Here is a 25,329-nt window from a genome sequence, read left to right as displayed (position 1 = left end):
GCCGGCGCTTGGTCAGCCCCAGCGACGGAAGATCAGCGAAGTGTTGACCCCACCAAAGGCAAAGTTGTTGTTCATCACGTACTCGTGGCTCATGGTGCGAAAACCGCCGGTCAGGTAGTCCAGCTCGCCACAGCGCGGGTCGATGCGATCGAGGTTGAGGGTATGCACGTAGCGGTCGCTGTTCATCATCTCGATGCTGAACCACGACTCCAGTGCACCGCAGGCGCCCAAGGTGTGGCCTAGGAAACTCTTCTGCGAGCTGATGGGCATGCGTGGGCCGAACAGGCTGCTGGTGGCCAGGGTTTCGGCGATGTCACCCTGTTCGGTGGCGGTGCCGTGGCCGTTGACGTAGCCGATGGCGTCGGGTGCCAGGGCTGCGTCTTCCAGCGCCAGTTCCATGGCTCGGCGCATGGTGGCCTGCTCCGGTCGGGTGATGTGCTGGCCATCGGCATTGCTGCCAAAGCCCACCACCTCGGCATAGATCTTCGCCCCCCGCGCCAAGGCGTGCTCCAGCTCTTCGAGCACCAGCATCCCTGCGCCTTCGCCAATCACCAGGCCGTCGCGGTCGAGGTCGTAGGGCCTTGGGGTCAGGTGCGGCGTATCGTTCTTGAGGCTGGTGGCGTACAGCGCATCGAACACCATGGCTTCGGTGGGGCACAGCTCCTCGGCACCCCCGGCGAGCATCATCGGCAGACGACCGTACTTGATCGCCTCGTAGGCGTAGCCGATGCCCTGGCTGCCGCTGGTGCAGGCGCTGGAAGTGGGGATCAGGCGTCCGGTGAGGCCGAAGAAGATGCTGATATTGGCGGCAGTGGTGTGGGGCATCATGCGCACGTAGGAGTTGGCGTTCAGGCCGTCGGCCACTGCGTTCATCAGCATGTTGCCGAAGGTCTTGATCTCGTCGGTGCTGCCGGTGGATGAGCCGCAGGCTACCCCCATGCGTCCATCGCGGATGCTCGGGTCGTCGAGCAGCCCGGCGTCGGCCAGGGCGCGCTCGGCGCCAGCGACCGCCAGGCGCGAGACACGGCCCATGCTGCGCAGCTGCTTGCGGGTCCAGTGGCTGGGGACCTTGAAGTCATCGACCGGGCCGGCCAGGCGGGTATTGAGCTCTGCATAACGGTCCCACTCGTCCATGCGGCGGATCCCGCTGCGCTGGCTGGCGAAATGCCCGGCGATGGTGGCCCAGTCATTGCCCAAGGAGGTGATGCCGGCCATGCCGGTGACCACGACACGGCGCATCAGCACAACCCTCCATTGACCGCCAGGACCTGGCGGGTGATGTACGCGGCTTCAGGCGACATCAGGAAGTTCACCGCCCCGGCAACTTCTTCGGCCGTGCCCATGCGCCCGGCCGGGATCATCTTGAGCAACTCGTCCACGGGCACATGCTCGTCGAGCATGGCTGTGTCGATCAGGCCAGGGGCCACGCAGTTGACAGTGATGCGTCGTTTGCCCAGCTCGATGGCCAGCGCCTTGGCGGCGCCGATCAGGCCGGCTTTGGAGGCACTGTAGTTGACCTGGCCACGGTTGCCGATCAACCCCGACACCGAGGTGATGCAGACGATGCGGCCCGGCGCGCGGCGGCGGATCATGGGCATCGTCAGGGGATGCAAGACGTTGTAGAAGCCGTCCAGATTGGTGCGCATGACCTGGTCCCAATCCTCGTCGGTCAGTGCCGGGAACGCGCCGTCGCGGGTCAGCCCTGCGTTGCACACCACGCCATAGTAGGCACCGTGGGTTTCGACATCCTCTTCCAGGATGGTCTTGCACGCTGTGCGGTCAGCCACGTCGAATTGCAGCACCCGTGCCTGCTGGCCCAGAGCCCGGACCTCGGCGGCAACCGCGTCGGCTTCGGCACGGCCACTGCGGCAATGCAGCACCAGGTCGAAGCCTGCACGGGCCAGGCGCAGGGCGATGGCTCGGCCGATGCCGCGGCTGGAGCCTGTGACCAGGATGGTATCAGTCATGGGGGGACTCCTCTGGGTCTGCCTCGGCCAGATAATGGGCGGTTTGCGGCGGGCGATAGACATTCAGGCGCGCGGTGGCATGGATGCCGGGGCCACGCAGGTGGCACTCGAACACACCCATGCCGCTGTCATCTTCCAGTGAACGCAGGGCGTGAAGGTGCAGTTCGGTGCCCGCCGGGAAGTGTTCTACATCGCAGCTGTACTTGCGGGTGCCGAGCAGGAAACCCAACTCCACCGGTTGGCCTTGTCGACGCGCCCGGCAACCGGCGAAGGCGGCCACTGTCTGGGCCATCAGTTCGATCCCGAACCATGCCGGCAGGCTGCCGTCGGCGCGATTGAACAGGCCGCCGTGGCGCACGGTGGCGCGAGCATGAATCTGCTCGTCGTCGCAGCTGTCGACCTGGTCGATCAGAATCATGTCGCCAGCGTGTGGCAACAGCTCGGCCAGTGGCCAGGGGATCATGCGGTGTCTCCGAGAATCAGACTGACATTGTTGCCGCCGAAGGCGAACGAATTGCTCATCAACCGGCGTGGGTGCTGCGCTGGCAGCCGTTGTTGGCCGTCGACGAGGTTCAGCGCTGCCAGTTCAGGGTCGCGCTGGCCATCCCACACGTGGGGCGGCAGCAGCCCCTCAGGGTTGTGCTCGCTCAGCGTCAGCCAGCAGAACGCGGCTTCGAGCGCGCCAGCAGCACCCAGGGTGTGACCGGTCATGGGCTTGCTCGACGAACACGGCAGGTCGGCGCCGAACAGTGCGCTGACGGCCAGGCTTTCCATGGCGTCATTATGCACCGTGGCGGTGCCATGCAGGTTGAGGTAGTCGATCTGCGTTGGGGCCAGGCCTGCATTGTCCAAGGCTTTGGCCATGCACTGCAAGGCGCCGGCGCCAGTCGGGTCTGGCGCTGATATGTGGTGAGCGTCGGAACTGGCGCCGGCCCCGAGCAAGGCGATGGAGGGGCCTTCGTTGTTGACTTCACGGGTCATCAGGAACAGCGCAGCGGCCTCACCGATATTGATGCCGTTGCGGTTGATCGAGAACGGGTTGCAGCGCTGCTCGCTGATCGCTTCCAGCGCGCTGAAGCCATTGAGAGTAAGACCGCACAGGCTGTCGACACCGCCGCACAGCACCGCATCGCAGATACCCTGTCGCAGCAGTCGGTGAGCGCTTGCCAGGGCGCGGCCGCTGGAGGTGCAAGCGGTGGAGATCACGTAGGCCGGGCCGCTCAGTTGCAACCAGTCCGCCAGGAAGTTGGCCGGTGCACTCAGGGCCTGCTGGGCGTAGCGGTAGTCGTCCGGAAAGTGCTGTTGCCGAAGGTAATGGGCAATGCCTTCGGTGGCTTCGGCGATCCCCGAGGTGCTGGTGCCCAGTATGACCGCCACCCGGTGTGCACCATGGCGTGCGATGGCCTGGCGGATGGCAGGCTCGATCTGCAGGGCGGCGCTGTACAGCAGTTGATTGTTGCGGCTGTGCTGGTCCGGCAAGGGCAGTACGGGCAGTTGGCCGGGCACGGCACCGACGGGAGGTCGGCGGTCGGGTATCCAGCCGTCCTCGGGCTGCACGCCCGAGCAGTCGCCTGCGAACAGGCGGGCGGCGACTTCGGCCTGGCCGTGGCCCAGCGCGCAGACCACGCCCAGGGCGTTGAGGTAGGCAGTCATGGCAGGTTCTCGCTGGGCAAAGGGGCAATTACATAACGCAGGCCCTCACCGAGGTTCAAGTCGAATCCATCGGCGTCTCGATAAGCGATGTGCCAGCGGTCTTCCAGCCAGCGTTGCCCGCGCTGTTGGCGAGCGCCGGGGTAGAGCGCCTGCAATTGCTCGCCCGGAGTCAGGGCGAACAGCACGGCGGCGAACAGCTCGCGCGCCGCTGGATTGGGCGGTAAAAGGCCATCCGCCTGCCAGCGCTGGCCTTCGAGCAACTGACGGGCCTGGGGAATGCCGAGCAGGTCGAGCAGCGACCAGCGCAGGTGGCCGTCTTCACGTTGAATCACCAGTAGCCAGTCTTGTTGCTGCCCGGCCTGTTCGCGCCGGACGTGCAACTGCTGCGGCAGGTCGAGCGTAGGCAGGTGTGCCGGCAATGGTGGGCGTGCGCTGCAAGCGCCCAGCAGCGCACAAAAGGCAATCAGCAGCAGCTGTTTCATGCGTGCTCCAGGGGTTTGGCCCATGGGGCCAGTATGAAACTGAACACCAGGCCCAGGCTTACCGCCAGGCCGAAATTGCTCACCGCCGGTGTGCTGGAAAGCGCCAGCAGACCGAACGACAGCCAGGTGGTGAGTGCGGCCAGCAGCGTGCCCAGCAGACTCACAGCGGCCCCGCCGATCTGCTCGTGCATGAGGATCGCGTAATCGACGCTGATGGCGGTGACCAGCAACAGGCCGAACAGGCTGAACAAGGTCAGCGGTTGTCCCAGCCAGCCCAGGCAGGCCAGGCTGCACAGGGCTGCCAGCAACGGCAGGGCGACGATGCGCAGGGCACCCCGCAGGCCGAATGGCAGCACCAGCAACAGCAGGATCAGCACGCACGACAACAGCTTGAGCTCGGCGGCGCTGAGCTGGGTGGCGGCGAATAGCTGGTTCAGTTCGCCGAGACGGTCCACCAGTTGCACCCCCTCCAGATCGTCGGTCTGCACACGCAGCAGCGCAGTATCGTTCAGGCCCTGCAAGCTGACGATGGCGGCCACCCCCGAGTCGGTCCGCCCCAGCCACAATGGCCGCCAGGCTTCACCCAGCGGTCCCGCCAGTACCTGTTCGACGGTCAGTGTGGGTAGTTGCAGCAGGTGGTTCAGCTCGTTCTCCAGCGCCGCCTGCGGCACACCTAGCGCCTGCAGCGGTTGCCAATGCTCGCGCAGGACGGCCAGTGCCTGTCGGGTCTGCTGTTGTTCTGCCGGGCTTGCGACGATCTGGTCCAGGCTCATGTAGCCCTTGAGCTTACCCAGTTCGACCAGCTCGTCGAGCTTGGCGGACAGCGTCCCCAGGCGGTCGAGCAACTGCTGCGGGTCGTGGCCACGTACCAGGTAGAACTGGCTGGTGGGTTGGTAGCCGGTGATCCGCGCCACTGCCTGGGCTTGCGCCAGCAACTGGGGTGGGCTGCTGACCCACTGGCGGATGTCATTGCGGCTGTCGAGGCGCCACAGGCCGGCAGCGCAGAACAGCATCACCAGGACCAGCAGCACGGCACTGGGCATTTTGCGCAGCAGGCGTTCACGCCAGCGCATGAGCGTTTCGGCGACCTGTAGCGGCCAGTGCGCCGGGCGTAGTGCCACACCGTTCAGCAGGGCCGGCAGCAGGCATACCGCGCAGAGGTAGGCTCCGAGCAGGCCCGCGGCGGAAAACGCGGCAATCTGGGTCAGCGCCGGGAAGGGCGTGAACGCCAGGGCAAGGTAGCCGATGCAACTGGTCGCCAGGCTCAGGCTCAGGCCTGGAAGTGTCAGGCGCAAGGCGGGCCAGCTACGCCAGGGCTTGAGGCTCCAGCTCTTGGACAGATAGTGCAAAGGGTAGTCCACGGCTACACCAATCAGGCTCGAGCCCAGGACCAGCGTCATGACATGGATCTGGTCGAACAGCGCTACGCACACCACCGTCCCGAAGAGCACTCCCACCAGCACGGGAACGAAGGCCAACAGCCCGCGCCAGCGGCGAAACGCCAGCAGCAGCAACAGCAGAATGGCAAGGGTTGCGCCGCCACCGACCCAGGTGATTTCGCGGCTGGCTTGCTGTTGCCCGGCGGCGGCATACAGCAAGCCACTGGCGGCGACCAGTTGGGCGCCGGATTGCTCCGCTTGTTGGCGACTCTTGTCCACCAGGTCGGCCACTTGCAGCGGCAGGTTCAAGTCGAACGCATTGCCCTCGGTGCGTGCGCGCAGCAGCACCCAGTGCAGGCCCTCGGCGCTGGCCACCAGCGCGCCGCTGGCGGTATCCAATTCTACGTTCGGCGGTTTCGGTTGGCTGGCCTGGATGCGCCCGGTCAGGCCTAGCCAGTCGTCCTGGCTGGGTACCAGGCTGAAACCGGTGAAGGGGTCGAACAGGCTTTGCACGCGCTGCTCGATGAAAACGTCTGGCTGGAGGCGCAGTTGCTGGCGGTCCTGGGGCGCAAGCATGGCCAGCCGCCCTTGCAGCAGCTGTTCGCGCACGGCGGCGAGGTCGGTTTGCAGGTTCCACTGCACCCTGCTGAATAAACCGCTGGCTTGCCACTGCGCGGCCAGATGTTCGGCGAGGGCGAGTGCCTGCTGGCGTTCGGTGTGGCCAACCAGCACCAGTATTTCGCGGTTGAGCGGCTCTTGTATGCGCAGTTCGGCGCGTTTGACCAGCGGGTCTTGGGTGGCGCCGGGCACCAGTGTCATCAGGTCGGCCGACATCGGCGCCCCACGGTGCCACTGCCAGCCAGCGACCGCGAGCACAATGAGCAACAACCCCAGGAAGGCGCGTGGGAGCAGGCGTTCAATCGGCAAAATCGCGGCGCTCCCTGTCGCTCAGGGCAGTCTCGGCGCTGCTTTCAGGCATGCGCAGGACGGTGCTGTCGCCTTGGGTTTCGCTGAGCTCGATGCGCTCGACGAACGAGCCACCGCTGATTTCGATGGCGCTGAATACCTGCTTGAGCAGCAGCGAGCGAGGCGTCAGGTGCAATGTCCAGTGCGCGGCATCGCCCGACAGGCTCAGGTCGAAGTCGCGTTGCAGGCCACTGCTGTCGCCCTGCAGTACGGCAAAGAACAGGCGGTTTTGTTCGGCTCCAGCGCTGCGGCTGGGCAATGTTTGCCAGCCGCTCGGATCGCGGCGGGCGATGCCGTCGGCGCGAATGCGGTAATCCTGGCGCAGCGGGGTTTGCAGCAGCCATAGCAGGCCGTGGTCGCGGGCCAGGATGAAGTGGCCCTTGCTCAGCAGTGGCTGGGGCAGGGCGCGCAGGTGCTTTTCCTGGATGAACGGGCCTTTGACGACTGCGGGCGTGCTGAGCTGTTTTTGCAGATCGTCCAGGCTGAATGCCAGGGTCAGCGGGCTGATGAACAGCAGGATGAGGACGGTGAGCGTGCACAACAGCGGGTGGACAGGGGTGGCGTGAGCAGGTGGCGCCGCGTCGCGCCTCTGTCGCGACGCAAGGCCACTCCCACGGAATCCGCGCAGTGGCTTCAGGCGTGTCGTGACGAGTCGATTCATGAGAGTACCTTGGCTACCGCGTCGAGCATCACCTGCGGCGAGGCCAGTTGCATCTCGCCGCTTTCCACATGTACGGCGACCTGCACGGTGCTGGCGCGGGTCATGCGCTCGCCCGTCTCGGCATCGCTGATCAGGTAATGGATCTTCAGGCGGTTTTCCCATTCCACCAAGCTGGCACGCACCTTCAGGCGCTGGCCGAAGGTGGCGCCGCGGATGTAGCGCAGCTGCAGGTCGATCACCGGCCAGATGTAGCCGCTGGCGTGCATTTGCAGGTAATTGTGCTCGAGTCGGTCGAGCAGCGCGCAGCGGGCCACTTCGAGGTATTTGACGTAGTGACCGTGCCAGACGATGTGCATGCTGTCGACGTCGAAGAAGGGTACGACGATTTCGCTGTCGACATGGAAGACGCCGGGGTTACGCATGCAACCTCCAGTGGCGCTGGGCGATGCGTTGCAGGCACAGGCGCAAGTCGCTTTCCAGGGCACGGTCTTCGACGACCGGAGCGAACTCCGCCACCAGCGCTTGATGCATCTGAGCCAAGGCTGGCGGCAACGGCCGTGCGTTGTCCTGGCGGCCACGCAGCCACACGCCCTGGTTGGCTGCCAGCAAGGCTGCGGCGGCGACCTGTTCGGTCAGCTCCAGCACCCGCAAGGCGTCACGGGCGGCGATGGTGCCCATGCTCACCTTGTCCTGGTTGTGGCATTCGGTGGAGCGCGAGAACACGCTGGCTGGCATGGTCTGCTTGAGTGCTTCGGCAGTCCAGGCGCTGGCACCGATCTGCACGGCCTTGAAACCGTGGTTGAGCATGGCTCGGTCGGCTTCGGCGCCGGACAGGTTGCTGGGCAGGCCATGGTTGTAACGTACGTCCACCAACAATGCGAGCTGGCGGTCGAGCAGGTCGGCGACGTTGGCGACCAGGGTCTTGAGGCTGTCCATGGCGAAGGCGATATGACCGCCATAGAAGTGCCCACCATGCAGCACCCGCTCGGCGTCGCCGTCGATGATCGGGTTGTCGTTGGCGCTGTTGAGCTCCGTCTCGATGAAGCCGCGCAGCCAGCCCAGGCTGTCGGCCAGCACGCCCAGCACATGGGGTGCGCAGCGCAGCGAATAGCGGTCCTGCAGACGATGCAGGGACGGTAACGGCGCGTCGATGGCGAGGTCCTGGCGGAGCCAGGCGGCAACCTGCATCTGTCCAGGGTGCGGCTTGGCGGCGAACAGGCGCTCGTCGAAATGCTCGGGGTTGCCTTGCAGGCCAATGACGTTGAGGGCGGTGATGCGCGTAGCCAGTTTCAGCAGGTAGTCGGCGCGGGCAAACGCCAGGCAGGCCAGGCCGGTCATCACCGCGGTGCCGTTCATCAGCGCCAGGGCTTCCTTGGGCCGCAGCACCAGTGGCTGCCAGCCCAGTTCGCGGTGCACGTCAGCGCTGCCACGGCGTTGACCTTGGTACATCACCTCGCGCTCGCCGGCCAACGTGGCCGCGACGTAGGACAGTGGCGTCAAGTCTCCGCTGGCGCCCACCGAGCCTTCTTCGGGAATCAGTGGGAGGATGTCGTGAGCGAGGAAATCACGCAGACGTTCGAGCAACTCCAGGCGCACCCCCGATACGCCGTGGCTCAGCGATCGCAGGCGGGCAGCCAGCACGGCGCGGGTTGCGGGGGCGTCCAGCAGGCGGCCCAGGCCACACCCATGGAAGGTGTAAAGGTGTTGTGGCAGGGCCTCCACATGCTCAAGCGGCACGGCGACCACGCAGGAGTCGCCGTAGCCGGTGGTTACGCCGTAGATTACGCCTTCCTTGTCCAGCAAGGTGTCCAGGAACCGCGCACCACGCGCGATACGCTCGCGGTACCGGGCATCGTCCTGCAGCCGCGCCGAGGCGCGGCACTCGGCCAGGGCCAGGATGTCTTCGATCGCCAGCGGCGACTCGCCGAACGTGACAGGTTCATGCGGATGCATCGTCATCGGTCTTCCAGAAGGGGTAGAAGTTGAACCACTGCAATGGCGCCTGGCTGCAGTATTGGCCCAGGCGTTCGGCATAGCGTGAGGCCCACTGGGCAATCACCTGGTCACGCTGGCCGCGGCACCACTGCAGACGCTCGGCGAAGGGCTCCAGGGTGATGCGGTAGCGGCCTTGGCGCTTCAGGCAGAACAGTAGGTTGACCGGGCAATCGAGCAGGCCGGCCAGCAGCCAGGGGCCTTGCGGGAATGGCGCGGGCTGGCCGAGGAAGTCCACCTCGACCGTACGTGTGCCGTGCAGTGGCACGCGGTCGCCGGCAATGGCCAGCCACTCGCCGCGCTCCAGGCGCTCGGAGAGTTGCAGCATCACTGCCGGGTCCAGTTCGCTGACCTGGATCAGTCGCAGGTTGGTCGCGCCGGCCTCGCCCAGCAGGCGGTTGAAGCGCTCGGCATGGCGGGTGTGGACCAGCACGTTCATGGTCACCTGCTCGCCGATTTCAGCCAAGGCGCGGCACACTTCAAGATTACCCAGGTGCGCACCCACCAGCATCTGACCGCGCTCGCCGCGCAGTTGCTGACGCAGATGAGCGGGGTCGACGATGTCGATGTCTTCCAGCCGCAGCCGGCCATTCCATACGTCGAGCTTGTCCAGCAGGGCGTCGGCGAAGGCCATGAACTGGCGAAATACCTGGCGTTGGCTGGGCGCTGGGGTTTGCCCGCCATTCCAGCGATGCAGTCGCTGCTGGTACTGCCAGGCACTGCGCCGGGCGCGGCGGCCGAACACGAAGAAGTAGGCGACGATGATGCGTATCAGGGGGCCGAGCACACGCCGGCCACACAGCCGCACCAGGGCGGCGGTCAGTTTCATCAGCCAGAAACTGCCACGCTCCTGCTGATCGGCCCAGTGTTGCGAAGGATTGCTGCTCATCCACGCCACCTGCGCCAGAGAATCAGCGGTGCGCGCAGCAGCATGCCGAAGAACAGCTTGGCGTGCATTTTCGAGATCAGCGCATTGTCATGGAACAGGCGAAAGTGCGACAGGCCGTCCTGCGGGTAATGGACCCTGGTCGGCAGCCAGCGCATCGGCTGGTCGCGCCACGACAGGCGTACGAGAATCTCGGGGTCGAAGTCCATGCGCCGGCCGAGTTTGACGCTATCGATCATCGCCAGGGTTGGCGGCAGCGGGTACACGCGAAAGCCGCACATCGAGTCCGGTATCTGCAGCGACAGGCTGTTGATCCATACCCACACGTGGGTGAGGTAACGGGCATACAGACGGCCCTTGGGCACGCTGGCGTCGTACTGTGGATAACCGCATACCAGCGCCTGTGGATAAGCCTGCGACTGTTCGAGGAAGCGGCGAACATCGGTCAGGTCATGCTGGCCGTCGGCGTCCACTTGCAAGGCATGGCTGAACCCCAGCCGTGAAGCTTCACGCAGCCCGGCCATGACCGCGCCACCTTTGCCCTGGTTGGTCGCGAGCGTGACCAGGTGCACGTCAGGATGCAGGGCCAGTTGGCGCAGCACCTGGGCGCAAGGCGCATGACTGGCGTCGTCGACCAACACGCAGGGCAGGCCCGCGTCAAGCAAGTCGGCCACCACTGCTGGAACGGCCAGTTCGTGGTTGTACACCGGGATCACCGCGCAAGGCTTATGCACAGGCAGTCTCCATCAGGATGCGGCCACTGGAGCAGGCCTGCCCGGCGCAGCTGTAGGCGAAATACAGTTTGCCGCGCTCACCATCCCAGCGCAGGTTCAGCACCAGTTCATCGCCAGGGCGCACCACATGCTGGAACTTGAGCACTTCCATGCCGGCGAAGCGGTAGCCCGGCAGCAGGTGTTCGCTGGCCAGGGCGATGGCCCAGTCGATCTGCACCACGCCGGGCAGCACCGGGGCTTCTGGGAAGTGACCGGCAAAGCATGCCAGGTCCACGGGGACGACCAGGGTCAGGTGCAGTTCATCGCCTTCATGGCGCTGCTCCAACACCTCAGGCGTCATGTTGCGCGGCGCCAGCAACAAGGCCTGGACGTCGGCCCGTGGCAGTTTGCCCTGCGCATTGAGCGGCAGTTGCCGCAGCAACCGCCAGCGTCGTGGCAGGGCCAAGGGCTCGCAATGCCCCGCCAGGTGCGCCCGCAGGCGCTCGACCAACGCCTTGCGGCCCTTGCTGCGCAGCGCGTGCAGGCCAGAGGGGGTCAGCACTACCAGCGCGGCGAGGTAGGCGCGGCCGTGTTCGACCATGCCCAGCCGGGCTTCACCGACCCAGGCGTGGGCGCATAGCGCCTGTTCGAGCATGGGCAGGGAAATGCGTTTCTCTTCCAGCTTGACGATGCGGTCGAGACGGCCGAGCAGATGGAAGCGCCCGTCATCGGCGAACGCGACGGCGTCGGCACTCTGCTCGACATGGCCTGCGGGCAAGTATGGCGAAGCGATGCACAAGGCGCCTCGTGCGTCCTGGCTCAGGCGTACATCGGCAAATGGCTGCCACAATGCTTCACCCTGACGCCAGGCAATACCACCTGTCTCCGAGCTGCCGAGGATTTCCGTCGGCCATTGGCCCAGACGCTGCTGCAGGCGATGGGCGGCGTCGGCCGGCAATTCACCGCCGGAGGAAAACACCTGGCGGACCTGGCCCAGGGCTGCCCAGTCGAGATTGTCGCCCATGCGCTTGAGCAGGGCCGGGCTGGCCACCCAGGCGAAGGCAGGATGGGCCAGGCTGGCGCGCTGCAAGTCTTCAGGGAAGGGCAATTGGCGCCGTTCGAAGCCGCGCCCGGCACACAGCGGCCAGAGCACGCGGAACAACAGCCCGTAGATGTGCTGGGTGGCGACACTGCCGACGATCCATGCATCGCCCAGGGTGTGGCCCCACAGTCGCTCCAGGGCCTGGACTTCATTGGCCAGCTGACGAAGGCACTTGTCGATGCGCTTGGGTTCGCCGCTGGAGCCAGAAGTGCACAGGCTGATGCGGCATCGGTCCAGGTCGAGGTCGGCAGGCGTTAGCGGCTCGCCGAGCAAGGAGGCGAAGTCCAGGTCACCGGGCTGGTCGCTGAGCCACAGGTCTACCTGACTGTGCCAGCGCTCGCGGGTCGCCGGTTGCAGGTCCGAAGGCAGCAACACCTCGACATCGGCGCGCCAGGCACCCAGCAAGGCGGCGGCGAGTTCGGCAGCATCTTCCAGGTGCACAGCCAGCTGTTTCACGCCACGCTGGCGCAGGCCGCCGGCCAGGCGCAGTGCCTGTTGGCTCAACTGGGCATGATCCAGGCTCGGGCACTGGCTCACCTGGCGCGGCGCATCCAGCGGGCGCAGCAGGTGTTCGAGGTTGATCCAGTTCATGAGCGTCCTCGCACACGTTGTCTTACCCACCATTCGACCGCGAACAGCAGCCCCATTGCGGCATAGGCGATCACGCCGTTGTACAGCGTCCACCAGCGCAGTGGCGCCCACAGGGTCAGGCTCGCGGCGATCAGGCCGTTGATCACGAAAAACAGGCACCATACCTGCGTTACCTGGCGGGTGTAGTGCACCGCTGCCGGGGGAAGTTGCGGCTCCTGCAGACGGGCCAGGCGCTCGACCAGCGGCATGCCGTGCACCAGGCTGGTGCCGAACAGGACGAGCATGAAGGCATTGACCAGCACTGGGTACCAGCGCAGCAGCTGCTGGCTGTCGGACAGACCCAGGGCGGCGCAGAACGCCAGCGCCGCCACGGCCATCCACACAGCGCCCGGGCGACGTGGCGTACTCAGCGCACGGGCCAGCCACAGGGCGCCAAGCAGCACGCCGAACTGCCAGGGGGCGAAACGGGCCATGCCGAAATGCACCGCGAAGGGATACAGCACGCCGGCCAGCAACAGGCCGAGGCCGATCAGTCGCTTCATGCCGCGGTGTTGACCAGGCGGTACACCGCTTCGACCACGTCATTGACGGTACGCACTGCCTTGAAGTCTTCGGCGGCGATTTTCTTTCCGGTCTGGCGCTTGATGTGGTCGAGCAGGTCGATGGCATCGATGCTGTCGATTTCCAGGTCCTGGTACAGGTTGGCATCGAGGTTGATGCTGGCGGGGTCGAGCTCGAACAGCTCGACCAGGGCGTCGCGCAGGGTATTGAAGATATCTTCGCGGGTTTGCATGGTGCAGTCTCAGGCAGCCTTACGGGCAGTGACGAACGCGGCCAAGGTGGCGACGTTACGGAAATGGTTGCGGGTGTCCTTGGCATCGGCGTCGATCTTGAAGCCATAGCGCTTCTGCAGTGCCAGGCCCAATTCCAGTGCATCCACCGAGTCCAGGCCCAGGCCTTCGCCAAACAGCGGTTGCTGGTCGTCGATGTCCTGCACGCCGATGTCTTCAAGGCCGAGGGCGTCGATGATCAGTTGCTTGAGGTCACGGTGCAGGTCGTGTTGTGGATCGCTCATCTGTGGCGAGCTCCTTGAGGTAGTACTGATGCAGGTAGTCGTTCAGCTTGCGTGATGCTTGAGGCGCCGGCCCCTGTGTGGCGAAGGCCTGAGGGTCGATATCGGCGCCGACCGTGAGGGTGAAGTGCACGCGACGGCTGGGGATGCGGTACCAGGGTTCGTTCTTGGTCAGGGTGGTCGGGCTGACCTTGATGGTCACCGGCGTGATGATATTCGCACCCCGCAAGGCAATCGCGGCGGCGCCGCGATGAAAGGCCGGTACCTGGCCGGGCGGGGTGCGCGTACCTTCCGGGAATATGATCAACGGCTGTCCTTGGCGCAACACGTCCACGGCTTCTTCGAGCATGTCCATGCTGCCGTCGTTGCCAATGTACTGGGCCTCGCCGACCGGGCCACGGGTGAATGGGTTGTCGAACAGGCTGTGCTTGACCACGCAATTGGCCTGGCGCACCAGGCCGATGAGAAAGACCACATCGATCAGCGACGGGTGGTTGGCGATGATCAGCTGACCAGGGCGGCCCAGGCGTTCGGCGCCAATGACCTGGTAGGTCAAGACGCCAGCGCCCTTCATGAAGCGAATGAAGTGCCAGAACAGCCAACCGATGGTTTGCCGGGCACGCTGGCGGTGGCGTTCGCGACCGCCCGGCATACAGGCCAACAGGGGGAACACCAGCAGCCGCAGGCACAGGCCGCCGAGCCCAAATACGGCAAAGCTCAAGGCGGTGGCCAGCAGGCGCCAGTAGTAGGCATCGCGGGGGCGGTTCACGGCTGTCGTTGCCAGGTCCATACACGACGCTTCACGGTGTGGGTGACGGTATTCTGGTCGGTCAGCGAAGCACGCAGCCAGCTCAGGGCATGGGGCAATGCGGTGCCTTGGCCCGCCGGCGTCTGGCCCAGGGTGAGCTGCCATTGTTGGCCGGATGTCAGCAACAGGCCCAGGGCGTAGGAAAAGGGTACGTCGTCGATCCAGTTGCGGTAGGCCTCGGGTGGTCGCTCTTCGGTGATGATCAGCAGCACGGCCGGGGCGCCCTCGGCCAGCAAGGCCGCAGCTTCGATCACGCCCTGCTCGAAGCCATCCTGCTCGGCTGCCAGCGCGGTCATCTCGCTGGTTTCACTGCGCATGATCGACCACAGGCCGATCACCGCATTGTGCACCGACAGGCTGAACTGGGTGGGCGACAGCGGCTGTTGCTCGGCCAGCTCGCTGAGCATCGCGAAGGTCCGTGGGGTTTCTCCATGGCGCGAGACGAACACCAGCGGCAGTGCATCGTGGCCCTCGGCCAGCGGCCAGCCGACGGCAAATGCCATGCGGGCCAGCAGGCTCAGGCGACGGCGCTGCATGGCCGGCAAAAACGAAACATCGGGAGGCGGCCCGTCGCTCTGCGACGGCTGCGTGCCGTGTGCCCAGGCGTGCCAGTCGGCAGGTGTCTGCAACCCTGGGGACCAGGCGCGCCATTGGCTGATATCGAAGCTGATCACGATAGTGTTGACTTTCCGCCCTGAGGAACTTCCTTGTCGAGGGAATCACTCGAAACAACGACCTGACAGGGTTGGCGCAATCGCCGAGTGGCGCGCATTATCCCGGTGCTGGCGGCGTGTAGCAAATGTTGGTTAGCTGATTGCCATCAGACAATGGGCAGAGGCGATTGCGTCAAGTCCGACCGCGGGCTTGCGTGATTTCCGATGGACGGTATGAAGAGGTTGTCGGTCGCCGTTCGCTCAAGTTGAGCGAATAGGTGCTGGTCATTGCGCAGACGCCGCCACATACTCGGGCATTCGTTGATACACGGAGGTCTCTCATGCGGCGCGTGGTGTTCAATCAGAAAGGTGGCGTGGGCAAGTCGAGCATCGCCTGCAACCTGGCGGCAGTCAGTGCCAGCGAAGGTTACCGGACCCTGTTGATCGACCTGGATGCCCAGGCGAATTCGACTCAGTACCTCACCGGCCTCACCGGCGAGGACATTCCCATGGGCATTGCCGACTTCTTCAAGCAGAGCCTGTCCAGCGGCCCGTTCAGCAAGAAGAACAAGGTCGATATCTACGAAACGCCGTTTGACAACCTTCATGTGGTGACGGCGACGGCCGAACTGGCCGACCTTCAGCCCAAGCTCGAGGCCAAGCACAAGATCAACAAGCTGCGTAAGTTGCTCGACGATCTGGACGAGGACTACGAGCGCATCTACATCGATACGCCCCCTGCACTCAATTTTTATGCGGTTTCTGCGCTGATTGCCGCTGATCGCGTGCTTATTCCCTTCGATTGCGACAGTTTCTCGCGCCAGGCGCTGTATGGCCTGCTGGCCGAGATCGAAGAGCTCAAGGACGACCACAACGAGGACCTGGTGGTCGAAGGCATCGTGGTCAATCAGTTCCAGTCCCGCGCCAGCCTGCCTCAGCAGATGCTCGACGAACTGCTGGCCGAGGGTCTTCCGGTGCTACCGGTATATCTGGGCAGTTCGGTGAAGATGCGCGAATCGCACCATGCCAGCCTGCCGCTGATCCACTTGGAGCCACGGCACAAGCTCACGCAGCAGTTTGTCGAGTTGCATGACCTTCTTGAGGAAAATGGGTGATCTGCGACGCCTGCCAGAGCGAGCGCCGCCTGCGCGGCGCATCGCGAGCGAGGCTCGCTCCTACAGGCGTACGGCGCGGTATCGAGTCAAATCAAAAAGGCGGCCGCGCGCGACTGTTACAGGCATCATTGGCCCGAAACAAACGTGGCGAGCTTTGCTCGCGATGCGCCGCGCGGGCGGCGCTCGATCTCACAGCCGACCCTAAACCCCCTGGCTGCGCAGCCATTCCAGCAGTGTCTGCAGTGGAAACGCCCCGGCCTGGCGGGCGACTTCGCGGCCGTTCTTGAACAGGATCAGGCTGGGGATCGAGCGGATGCCCAACTGGCCTGCCAGGTTGCGGTTGGCTTCGCTGTCGAGCTTGGCCAGGCGGCAGCGGCCCTGAAGCTGGCGAGCGGCCTGTTCGAAGGTGGGGGCGAAGGATTTGCAGGGGCCGCACCAGTCCGCCCAGACGTCCAGCAGCAGTGGCAAGTCGCCTTTGATCTGGCTGGCATAGCTGCTTTCGGTGAGCGCGAAGGGTTTGCTCAGCAGCACGTCCTGTTTGCAACGCCCGCATTTGGGCGCGTCGCCCAGGCGGGCGGCGGGCAGGCGGTTGAGGCCGTTGCAGTGGGGGCAGGGGATCAGCAGCGGGTCGGACATGAGGGCTCCTTGGGTGTTTGTTCTGGCCTTGTCGCCGGCCGTGTGAATCAGGACGAGCAGCTGATTTCCAGGTGCTTGCCCCACTCAGGTGGCCGTTCGGCATAGGCCTGCATGCCGGGTTGTTCGTCGAACGGCCGGCTCAGCACCAGGTGCAGTCGCCTCACTTCACTGTAATCCCCCGCCTCGGCCGCTTCGATAGCTTTCTGCGCCAAATAGTTACGCAGCACATACAGCGGGTTCACCGCATGCATGCGTTCACGCCGTCCGTCGGCATTACCGGCTTCCCGTTGGCAGCGCGCCAGGTAGTCCACGCCCCAGGCATCGAAGCCGGCCAGGTCGACGAAATCGTCGCGCACCGCCTTCAAGGCATCGGCCACCGGTTGCTCGCCCAGCCTGCGGAAGAACAGGTTGTAGTCCACGCCACCGCTTTGCATACGCTGCAGCAGTCGTTCGACCAGCGCCAGGTCGTCATCCTCGGCAGTGGTCAGGCCCAGGCGCCGCCGCATCAGGTCCAGGTAATGTGCCTGGTACAACGGCAGGAACAATTCCAGCGCTTGCTTGAGCGGTTCCACCTCGATCACCGTGGTCAAGGCCTGGGCCAGCGCGCTGAGGTTCCAATGGGCGATAGGTACCTGGTTGCTGTAGCTGTAGCGGCCACGGTCATCGGAGTGGTTGCAGATGAAGTTGGCGTCGAAGTCGTCGAGGAAGGCGTAAGGGCCAAAGTCGAAGGTGATGCCGAGGATCGACATGTTGTCGGTGTTCATCACCCCGTGACAGAAGCCATAGGCCTGCCAGCGGGCGATCAGTTCGGCATTGCGCTCGACGATGGTACGGAACATCGCAAGGTAAGGCTGTTCGGCCTCGCGGCACTCGGGGTAGTGCTGTTCCAGTACATGGTCGAGGAGTATGCGCTGCTGCTCGGGTTGGCGGGTGTAGTAAAAGTACTCGAAATGACCAAAGCGAACGTGGCTTGGCGCCAGACGCATCAGCATGGCGGCGCTTTCGCGGGTTTCGCGCCACACTGGAGTGCTCGAACCTACCACGCACAAGGCTCGGCTGCTGGGAATGCCGAGGGCGTGCAGGGCCTCGGAGGCGAGGAACTCGCGGATCGACGAGCGCAACACGGCGCGGCCGTCGCCCATGCGCGAGTACGGCGTCTGGCCGGCACCCTTGAGGTGCAGGTCCCAGTGCTCGCCGGCATCGTTCAGTACCTCGGCCAACAGCAGGCCGCGGCCATCGCCCAGGCGCGGATTGTAGGAGCCGAACTGGTGGCCTGAATACACCATCGCTCGCGGGTCGGCTTCTTCCCACAGCTTGTGACCGCTGAACAGCTCGGCGAACAGCGGGGATTGGGCCTCTGTTGGGTCGAGGTCGAGCAGTGCCATGGCCGACTCGCTCGCCACTACCAGGCGCGGCTCGGCGATGGGCTCGGGCAGTACCTGGGTGGAGAACGCATCGCCCAGGCGGGCGAAGCGGTTGTCGAAGCTGAGTTGGTCGAGGGTTTTCACGGGCGGCTCCTGAGTGGGGTGCCTGGGGCCGCTTCACGGCCCAATCGCCGGCGAGCCTGCTCCCACAGGGCAGTTGCAGGAGCGGGATCGCCTGTGATCGAGGGCATCGCCCTCGCAGGGATTGTGCACAGCATAAAGGATTCGAACCCACTCAGGCCGGTTGAGCTCCATCCGGTTTCGGTTGCTCCATCGGAATCAGCTGCTGCTTGCCACCCTTGGGATCTATCAGGAACACCTCGACCTGGCGTACCGAGATCTTGATGTTGTGTGCCTTGAACTCACGGTTGATGTAGCGGTTGATCTCATCCAGGGTCGGGTTGCGGTCGCCCAGGTCGCGCACATGCATGCGCAGTTCGTGGTCGAGCGAGCTTTCGCCGAAGTTGAGGAAGTACACGATCGGCTCAGGGTCCTTGAGTACCCGCGGGTTCTCATGGGCGCCCTTGAGCAGAATCTCACGGACCAGGTCCAGGTCCGAACCGTAGTCGATACCCAGCTTCAGGGTTACCCGGGTGACCGTGTCCGTCAGCGACCAGTTGATCAGCTGGCCGGTGATGAAGGTCTTGTTGGGGACGATGATGTCCTTGCGGTCGAAGTCGGTGATGGTGGTGGCGCGGATGCGGATCTTGCTCACCGTGCCGGACAGATTGCCGATGGTGATGGTGTCGCCGATTCGTACCGGGCGCTCGAACAGGATCATGATGCCGGAGATGAAGTTGGCGAAGATTTCCTGCATGCCGAAGCCCAAGCCAACCGACAGCGCCGCCACCAGCCATTGCAGCTTGTCCCAGCTCACGCCAAGGGTCGACAGCGTAGTCACGATACCGACGCCGACAATGGTGTACGACAGCAGCGTGGTGGTGGCATAGGCACTGCCTTGCGCCAGGTTCAGGCGTGACAGTACCAGCACCTCCAGCAAACCGGGCAGGTTGCGGGCGAGGGCGAAGGTAATGCCCACGATCACCAGCGCGCCCAGCAGGTCGCCCAGGCTGATGGGCACCATGCTGGCGTTGGCGCCGGTGCCGCTGGTGTATTCGTACAAGGTGAAGTTGTTCAGGTATGCGAACACCGAGATGAGGTCTGCCCAAACCCAGTACAGGCCGGCGATGAAACCACCGAGCAAGGCCAGTCGGATCAGGCGCAGGGACTGCTGGTTGACCTGTTCGATATCCAGGGTCGGCTCTTCGGTGACGACCTCGCCATCGAGGCCCTCCTTGGCCGCCGCACGTTTGCTCAGGGCACGCTGGTACGCCAGGCGCCGCGCGGCAACCGACAGGCCGCGCACGAAGGCGGCTTCGATCACCAGCCAGAACAGCAGCAGGTACAGGGTGTAGATCAGGCGATCGGTGAGCTTCAGGGCGGTGTAGTAGTAGCCGAAGCACACCGCCACGAACAAGGCGATGGGCAGGGCGGTGAAGGCAACCCCGACGGCCTTGCGGAACAGCGACGTGTCGCGGTGAGCAGGGCTACTCAGCAGCAGGCGGCTGAGCAACCAAGCCATCAGTGCGTAGCACGCCAGCACCACGCCGATGCCTAGCACATCGTCGGCCAGTGCCGAGGGCTGGTGCTCGGCGACCGCCACCACACCGACCAAAGCCAGCACCACGGAGCCCAGGCGGCGCACCCAGCCCCGCAGGAACTCGACCTGCGGCTTGTACCAGCGGAAGTGAATTTCCGCCACGCCACCCGGGGCGAGGATGCGGTAGGCGGTGTAGAACACAAGCCACGCCTGTGCCAGCTGCCACAGCGCCGCGCCGAGGTTGGCGTTCTGACCACGTGCATCGATCTGCAAGGCATAGCTGCACAAGGCCAGGCCCAAGCTGACTGGCATGGCAAGGAGGATGTTGATAAGGATGGCCTGCGGCGTGTGCCACTGGCTGTCGCGGCGGAAGTGGCCGATGTCCTGATGCACCTTGCCCAGGCGCTGGTAGAGGTACTTGCGTCGCCACAGCAGCCCGCCAATCACCAGCAGCAATGGCAGGAACAACAGCGGTCGCTGGCCCAAGCCGTCGGCCAGCTCCTTGAGGCCCGACCCCCAGGGCAGGCTGGCAACCTGAGCGGTGAAGCGCTCGGGTACGTAGCGCAGCCAGTCCCAATCCAGCGGCTTGTTGCTGGGAATCCAGAACATCTGCTCTTCGAGGGTGGTGCGCAGCCCTTGTGCGGTGCTGAGCAACTGCTTCTGGTTCAGTTGCAGGGTGATCGACTCATTGAGCAACGCCGACAGTTCGCGGTTCAAGCGTTCGAGCAGGTCGCTGCGGGTGATCGCCACTTCCAGCAGGGCCTTGCGCAGTTGCGGGGTGACGTCGTCCGGCGGCTGGTTGGCCAGCAGCTTGTCGACATAGCTCACCGGGCTGCTCATCTGCTCGCGTTGCTGGTTGATCTCGAACTGGTACAGGCGAATGTCGGCGATCTGGTCGGCCAGGTCGCGGTCGAGCTTCAGGTGCGGCAGTGCCTGCTTCTGCTTGTAGAGGATCTTCGACAGCAGCAGGCTGCCCTTGAGCACGTTGATCTGTTCATCCAGGGCTTGGTCGGCCTGGGTCAGGCTGTCGAGTTGCTGTTTGGTGCGCAGGTTCTGCTGGGTCAGCTCGTTGAGGCGGTCGGTGCTCTTGAGCAGATAGTCGGAGAGCTTGAGGTTGGCGGCACTCTCGTTGGCCAACAAGGTGCTGCCGCCAGCCTTCTGCGCCTCGATCGACTGCTGGGTGACGGTCTGCTGGGACTGGGCCAGGCGCTTGTCGTTGATCAGCGTCTGCAGGTCCTGGATTTCCTGCTCAAGGCGCGCTGCGCGTTCGATCAACAGGTCGTGCCGGGCGTTGCCCAGGTCTTGCAGCAAGCCGTTGCCGGCCAGCTCCTGGCGACGCAGCAGGGTCAGGGCATTGAGCGATGCCAGCTCGGCGTTGAGCTGGTTGCGTTGGTCGGCGTTGAGTGGCTTGCCGTTGTCCTTGCCGTTCTTGAGGCTGCTGTTGATCTGCTGGGTGCGGGTCTGGTTGTTGCTGATTTCGGCCTGGGCCCGCTCCGGCCGGGTCTGCGAACTGATGATCAGGCTGTTGGCTTCGGACAAGGCCTTTTGCAACTCGCCTTGTTGGGTGCTGCGCTCGCTGAGCAGTTGTTCAAGCTGAGGCACTGTGAAGTTGGCATAGCGCTGGGCCACCGGCAGTGGCTTGCTGTCCTTGAGCTTGGCCAGTTCGCGTTGGCTGTCGGTGGTTTCTTTCGGCGCTGTGGCCAGTTGTTGCTTCAGCGCAGTGAGCTTCTTCTCGCTGTCTTCCTTGCTGGCCAGCAGGCTCAGGGTCTGTTCGAGAACCTGCTGCAGGGCCTTCTGTTCGGCCTCGGGCAATTTGCGCTCGGCGATCTTGTCGAGGCTGTTCTGGATGCTGGCGGTGGTCGGGACCTCGGCCGCGGTGGCCGCGAACGAGAGGGACAGGCACAGCCCGAGCAGGGCTGCGCGAAGGTGCGCGCGCAGGGACATAGGCAGACTACATTGTGGATCGGGCAGAATCGGAGTTTAGAGGAACAAGCCCGGGCCGGGTCGGGTTCCTTCGGGGAATCTGACGCCGACTTTCTGGACATTGTTCCCGTCCATGGTCGCGACGGTCCAGATGGTGCCATGCCATTCGACCTGGTCGCCTACTACTGGAGCGCCTCCGACCTTCTGTCGGATGAACTGCGCCAGTGGCATTTTTGCGTCGAGACCATCGAGTTTCAGGCCGTAAAGCGCCGCCACCGCACCCAGTTCGGCATCGCCTTCGAGGACGAAGTCGCCGAAGAAGCGCAGGTCGAGGCCGCGCTGCGGCGCCTGGCTGAACAATTTGCCCAGGGCTGGAAGGTTATGTTCATGGCCAATCACGCAGAGCATGTCGCCGACTTCCAGCACGGTGCTCCCGGAGGGGTGCAGCAACTGCTCGCCCCTGAACAATGCGGCGATGCGCGTGCCTTCGGGCATCTTCAGCTCACGCAGGGCGGCGCCGATGCACCATTTCTCGGCGCCCAGGCGATAGACGAACAACTCCCACTCGCTGGTGACGTGCACCTCCAGTGCGGAGCGGGAAATCGGCGCAGGGTCTGGCGGTACGGTGACCTTGAGCAGCTTGGCCATCCACGGCAGGCTGGTGCCTTGGACCAGCAGCGACACCAGGACGATGAAGAAGGCCAGGTTGAAGAACAGCTGGGCGTCCGGCAAGCCCGCCATGAGCGGAAACACCGCCAGGATGATGGGTACCGCGCCGCGCAGGCCGACCCACGAGATGAAGGCCTTCTCGCGGCCATGGAAGGCCTTGAATGGCAGCAGGCTGGCCACTACCGACAGCGGGCGGGCCACCAGGATCATCCACAGCGCAAGGCCAAGTGCAGGCAGGGCGATGGGGAGCAGGTCATGAGGGGTTACCAGCAGGCCCAGGACCAGGAACATGCCGATCTGCGCCAGCCAGGCCATGCCGTCGAGCATGTGCAGAATGCCGTGGCGGCTGCGAATGGGTTTGTTGCCCAGCACCAGGCCGCACAGGTAGACGGCGAGGAAGCCGCTGCCATGCAGGGCGTTGGTCAGCGAGAACACCACCAGGCCGCCTGCCACCACGAGGATCGGGTACAGGCCACCGGCCAGGTTGATGCGGTTGACCAGTTGCAGCATCAGCCAGCCACCGCCCAGGCCCAGCAGGCCACCGATACCGAACTCGCGGATCAGGTGGGTCAGCAGGCTCCAGTGCAGGCCAGTCTGGCCGCTGGCGATCATGTCGATCAGGGTGACGGTGAGAAACACCGCCATGGGGTCGTTGCTGCCCGACTCGATCTCCAGCGTCGCCGTCACCCGCTCGTTCAGGCCCTTGCCGCCCAGCAGCGAGAACACCGCCGCGGCGTCTGTGGAGCCAACGATGGCGCCGATCAGCAGGCCCTGGATCAGGTTCAGGTCGAACAGCCAGGCAGCGACCATGCCCGTCAGGCCGGTGGTGATCAGCACGCCGACGGTGGCCAGCGACAGGGCCGGCCACAGGGCTACGCGGAAGCTCGCCACCCGTGTACGCAGGCCGCCATCGAGCAGGATCACGGCCAATGCCAGGTTACCCACCAGGTAGGCGGTCGGGTAGTTGTTGAAGATGATGCCGCCACCGTCCACGCCCGCGACCATGCCGACGGCGAGGATGATGACCAGGATGGGGATGCCCAGGCGCGAAGATAGCGAGCTGACCAGAATACTTGCGCCCACCAGCAATGCGCCGATCAGGAACAGGCTGTTGATGGTGCTTGCATCCAAAGGCAGGTACTCCGGGACATCGCGAGAGAAGGGACTTGCGAGAATGAACTAGCAGGTCGCGTGCCAACTGATTCTAACCTGATGAATTAGCAGGCTGTAAAGCGTTTCCGCAGATGAAAAAAAGGCACCGCGCAGGGTGCCTTTTCTGGTGTTGCAGGGGTGGGCTCTTTCGCGGGTTCACCCGCGAAGAGGCCGGGGCAGGTTCATGCCTGCTTCACCTCGCGCATCGGCTTGCCCTTCACCGGTGCACCATTGGCCACGTAGTACTTGGCGGTGCTGCGCGGCAGTGGCTTGCGGCCACGGATCTTGTCCGAGATCTTCTCGGCGATCATGATCGTGGTGGCGTTGAGGTTGCCGGTGATGATGATCGGCATGATCGACGCATCGACCACACGCAGGCCTTGCATGCCATGCACTCGGCCTTCGCCATCGACCACCGCCATGTCGTCGGTGCCCATCTTGCACGAGCAGGACGGGTGGAAGGCGGTTTCGGCGTGCTCGCGGATGAACTTGTCCAGTTCTTCGTCCGTCTGCACGTGCGCGCCCGGGCTGATCTCACGGCCACGGTACGGGTCGAGTGCCGGCTGGGCCATGATCTCGCGGGTCAGGCGGATACCGTCACGGAATTCCTGCCAGTCCTGCTCGGTGGCCATGTAGTTGAACAGGATGCTTGGGTGCTGGCGTGGGTCTTTGGACTTGAGCTTGATGCGGCCACGGCTAGGCGAACGCATGGAGCCCATGTGTGCCTGGAAGCCGTGCTCCTTGACCCCGTTGGAACCGTTGTAGTTAATCGCGACCGGCAGGAAGTGGTACTGAATGTTCGGCCACTTGAACTCAGGGCGAGTACGGATGAAACCGCCCGCCTCGAACTGGTTGCTGGCGCCGATACCGGTGCCGTTGAACATCCATTCGGCGCCGATGGCCGGCTGGTTCCACCACAGCAGCGACGGGTACAGCGAGACTGGCTGGGTGCAGGCGTACTGCAGGTACAACTCGAGGTGGTCCTGCAGGTTCTCGCCAACGCCAGGCAGGTCGTGCACGACCGGGATGTCGAGGCTTTCCAGCAGGGCGCGCGGGCCCACGCCGGAGCGCTGCAGCAGCTGTGGCGAGGCGATGGCGCCGGAGCTGACGATGACTTCCTTGCGGGCGCGGGCTTCGACGCGCTCTTCGCTGTCGCCGACCAGGTAAGTCACGCCGATGGCGCGCTTGCCGTCGAACAGCACGCGGTCGGTCAGGGCATGGGTGACGATGGTCAGGTTCGGACGCTTCTTGGCCTGGTCCAGGTAGCCTCGGGCGGTGCTCGAACGGCGGCCTTTCTTGGTCACGGTACGGTCCATCGGACCGAAGCCTTCCTGCTGGTAGCCGTTGAGGTCTTCGGTGCGTGGGTAGCCAGCTTGCACACCGGCTTCGACCATGGCGTGGAACAGCGGGTTGTTGCCGGCCTTGGGCGTGGTGACGCTGACCGGGCCTTCGCCGCCGTGGTAGTCGTTCGGGCCGATGTCGCGAGTTTCTGCCTTGCGGAAGTACGGCAGGCAGTCCAGGTAGGTCCAGTCTTCCAGGCCTGGCAGTTCTGCCCAGCCGTCGAAGTCCATGGCGTTACCGCGGATGTAGCACATGCCGTTGATCAGCGAGGAGCCACCCAGGCCCTTGCCACGACCACATTCCATGCGGCGGCCATCCATGTGCGGCTCTGGATCGGTCTCGTAGGCCCAGTTGTAGCGGCGGCCCTGCAGTGGGAAGGCCAAGGCGGCTGGCATCTGGGTGCGGAAGTCGAAGCGGTAGTCGGGGCCACCGGCTTCCAGCAGCAGTACGGTGACGCCGGCGTCTTCGGTCAGGCGGGCGGCCAGGGTGTTACCGGCCGAGCCGGCACCGACGATGATGTAATCGAATTCTTGGGACATGGAAG

Annotated in this window: 23 protein-coding genes; 1 reads left to right on the top strand and 22 read right to left on the bottom strand. The window is 64.6% G+C overall.

The features are described 5' to 3' along the window. Positions 1 to 12: 12 nt before the first annotated feature. The 17 genes from C4Q26_RS10095 to C4Q26_RS10015 are packed head-to-tail and all read right to left on the bottom strand — an operon-like array spanning position 13 to position 14,946. On the bottom strand, positions 13 to 1,239 hold the full coding sequence (locus tag C4Q26_RS10095; RefSeq protein WP_023378238.1) for a beta-ketoacyl-ACP synthase: 1,227 nt from the start codon (positions 1,237 to 1,239) through the stop codon (positions 13 to 15). Then, complete coding sequence (fabG, locus tag C4Q26_RS10090) at positions 1,239 to 1,967, bottom strand: 3-oxoacyl-ACP reductase FabG (RefSeq protein WP_023378239.1); 729 nt, start codon at positions 1,965 to 1,967, stop codon at positions 1,239 to 1,241. Before fabG ends, C4Q26_RS10095 begins: the two co-directional genes overlap by 1 nt. Next, entirely contained in the window at positions 1,960 to 2,430 is a 471-nt protein-coding gene (locus C4Q26_RS10085) for a hotdog family protein (protein ID WP_023378240.1), read from the bottom strand. Before C4Q26_RS10085 ends, fabG begins: the two co-directional genes overlap by 8 nt. Then, the gene (locus C4Q26_RS10080) at positions 2,427 to 3,620 is read right to left on the bottom strand and encodes a beta-ketoacyl-[acyl-carrier-protein] synthase family protein (protein WP_104883041.1); all 1,194 of its coding nucleotides are present in this window, start codon (positions 3,618 to 3,620) and stop codon (positions 2,427 to 2,429) included. The genes C4Q26_RS10085 and C4Q26_RS10080 overlap by 4 nt, the downstream gene beginning before the upstream one ends. Continuing rightward, on the bottom strand, positions 3,617 to 4,102 hold the full coding sequence (locus C4Q26_RS10075; RefSeq protein ID WP_023378242.1) for a hypothetical protein: 486 nt from the start codon (positions 4,100 to 4,102) through the stop codon (positions 3,617 to 3,619). The genes C4Q26_RS10080 and C4Q26_RS10075 overlap by 4 nt, the downstream gene beginning before the upstream one ends. Beyond that, positions 4,099 to 6,408 (bottom strand): MMPL family transporter, encoded by a 2,310-nt coding sequence (locus tag C4Q26_RS10070; RefSeq protein ID WP_023378243.1) that lies wholly within the window; start codon positions 6,406 to 6,408, stop codon positions 4,099 to 4,101. Before C4Q26_RS10070 ends, C4Q26_RS10075 begins: the two co-directional genes overlap by 4 nt. Further along, positions 6,398 to 7,108 (bottom strand): outer membrane lipoprotein carrier protein LolA, encoded by a 711-nt coding sequence (locus tag C4Q26_RS10065; RefSeq protein WP_023378244.1) that lies wholly within the window; start codon positions 7,106 to 7,108, stop codon positions 6,398 to 6,400. The genes C4Q26_RS10070 and C4Q26_RS10065 overlap by 11 nt, the downstream gene beginning before the upstream one ends. After that, entirely contained in the window at positions 7,105 to 7,530 is a 426-nt protein-coding gene (locus C4Q26_RS10060) for a thioesterase family protein (protein ID WP_023378245.1), read from the bottom strand. The genes C4Q26_RS10065 and C4Q26_RS10060 overlap by 4 nt, the downstream gene beginning before the upstream one ends. Beyond that, the gene (gene hutH / locus C4Q26_RS10055) at positions 7,523 to 9,067 is read right to left on the bottom strand and encodes a histidine ammonia-lyase (protein WP_104883040.1); all 1,545 of its coding nucleotides are present in this window, start codon (positions 9,065 to 9,067) and stop codon (positions 7,523 to 7,525) included. The genes C4Q26_RS10060 and hutH overlap by 8 nt, the downstream gene beginning before the upstream one ends. Next, on the bottom strand, positions 9,048 to 9,989 hold the full coding sequence (locus C4Q26_RS10050; protein WP_104883039.1) for a glycosyl transferase: 942 nt from the start codon (positions 9,987 to 9,989) through the stop codon (positions 9,048 to 9,050). Before C4Q26_RS10050 ends, hutH begins: the two co-directional genes overlap by 20 nt. Beyond that, positions 9,986 to 10,720: a glycosyltransferase family 2 protein gene (locus C4Q26_RS10045; protein WP_023378248.1), complete on the bottom strand. Its 735-nt coding sequence runs from the start codon at positions 10,718 to 10,720 to the stop codon at positions 9,986 to 9,988. The genes C4Q26_RS10050 and C4Q26_RS10045 overlap by 4 nt, the downstream gene beginning before the upstream one ends. Continuing rightward, positions 10,713 to 12,392 (bottom strand): AMP-binding protein, encoded by a 1,680-nt coding sequence (locus C4Q26_RS10040; protein WP_027907919.1) that lies wholly within the window; start codon positions 12,390 to 12,392, stop codon positions 10,713 to 10,715. Before C4Q26_RS10040 ends, C4Q26_RS10045 begins: the two co-directional genes overlap by 8 nt. After that, positions 12,389 to 12,934: a hypothetical protein gene (locus C4Q26_RS10035; RefSeq protein WP_104883038.1), complete on the bottom strand. Its 546-nt coding sequence runs from the start codon at positions 12,932 to 12,934 to the stop codon at positions 12,389 to 12,391. Before C4Q26_RS10035 ends, C4Q26_RS10040 begins: the two co-directional genes overlap by 4 nt. Further along, entirely contained in the window at positions 12,931 to 13,185 is a 255-nt protein-coding gene (locus C4Q26_RS10030) for an acyl carrier protein (protein ID WP_023378251.1), read from the bottom strand. Before C4Q26_RS10030 ends, C4Q26_RS10035 begins: the two co-directional genes overlap by 4 nt. Positions 13,186 to 13,194: 9 nt before the next feature. Further along, on the bottom strand, positions 13,195 to 13,467 hold the full coding sequence (locus C4Q26_RS10025; protein ID WP_023378252.1) for a phosphopantetheine-binding protein: 273 nt from the start codon (positions 13,465 to 13,467) through the stop codon (positions 13,195 to 13,197). After that, positions 13,436 to 14,254 (bottom strand): 1-acyl-sn-glycerol-3-phosphate acyltransferase, encoded by an 819-nt coding sequence (locus tag C4Q26_RS10020; protein WP_023378253.1) that lies wholly within the window; start codon positions 14,252 to 14,254, stop codon positions 13,436 to 13,438. Before C4Q26_RS10020 ends, C4Q26_RS10025 begins: the two co-directional genes overlap by 32 nt. Continuing rightward, positions 14,230 to 14,946 carry a beta-ketoacyl synthase chain length factor gene (locus C4Q26_RS10015; RefSeq protein ID WP_023378254.1) on the bottom strand — a complete coding sequence of 239 codons (717 nt, stop codon included), beginning with the start codon at positions 14,944 to 14,946 and terminating at the stop codon, positions 14,230 to 14,232. Before C4Q26_RS10015 ends, C4Q26_RS10020 begins: the two co-directional genes overlap by 25 nt. Positions 14,947 to 15,266: 320 nt before the next feature. Here C4Q26_RS10015 and C4Q26_RS10010 point away from each other — a divergent pair, with 320 nt between their 5' ends. Beyond that, positions 15,267 to 16,040 (top strand): ParA family protein, encoded by a 774-nt coding sequence (locus C4Q26_RS10010; RefSeq protein WP_023378255.1) that lies wholly within the window; start codon positions 15,267 to 15,269, stop codon positions 16,038 to 16,040. Between the two features lie 201 nt (positions 16,041 to 16,241). On the opposite strand, the gene trxC is transcribed toward C4Q26_RS10010, so the two are convergent. The 5 genes from trxC to betA all read right to left on the bottom strand — a co-directional run bounded on the left by trxC (position 16,242) and on the right by betA (position 25,324). Continuing rightward, the gene (gene trxC, locus C4Q26_RS10005) at positions 16,242 to 16,676 is read right to left on the bottom strand and encodes a thioredoxin TrxC (protein WP_023378256.1); all 435 of its coding nucleotides are present in this window, start codon (positions 16,674 to 16,676) and stop codon (positions 16,242 to 16,244) included. Positions 16,677 to 16,723: 47 nt separating this feature from the next. Then, positions 16,724 to 18,184 (bottom strand): protein adenylyltransferase SelO, encoded by a 1,461-nt coding sequence (gene selO, locus C4Q26_RS10000; protein WP_023378257.1) that lies wholly within the window; start codon positions 18,182 to 18,184, stop codon positions 16,724 to 16,726. A gap of 151 nt (positions 18,185 to 18,335) precedes the next feature. Continuing rightward, a complete protein-coding gene (gene mscK / locus C4Q26_RS09995) occupies positions 18,336 to 21,644 on the bottom strand; it encodes a mechanosensitive channel MscK (RefSeq protein ID WP_027907922.1) in 3,309 nt (1,102 codons plus the stop codon). 36 nt (positions 21,645 to 21,680) lie between these two features. After that, positions 21,681 to 23,423 (bottom strand): potassium/proton antiporter, encoded by a 1,743-nt coding sequence (locus C4Q26_RS09990; protein WP_023378259.1) that lies wholly within the window; start codon positions 23,421 to 23,423, stop codon positions 21,681 to 21,683. Between the two features lie 203 nt (positions 23,424 to 23,626). Next, positions 23,627 to 25,324, bottom strand: coding sequence for a choline dehydrogenase (gene betA / locus C4Q26_RS09985; RefSeq protein WP_023378260.1), 1,698 nt, complete (start codon positions 25,322 to 25,324; stop codon positions 23,627 to 23,629). Positions 25,325 to 25,329: the final 5 nt, after the last annotated feature.

Origin of the sequence: Pseudomonas sp. SWI44, assembly GCF_002947915.1 — a bacterium.
GTDB classification, from domain to species: Bacteria; Pseudomonadota; Gammaproteobacteria; order Pseudomonadales; family Pseudomonadaceae; genus Aquipseudomonas; species Aquipseudomonas taiwanensis.
Note: the sequence above shows the minus strand (reverse complement) of the source record. Positions and strands in the feature narration are given on the sequence as shown.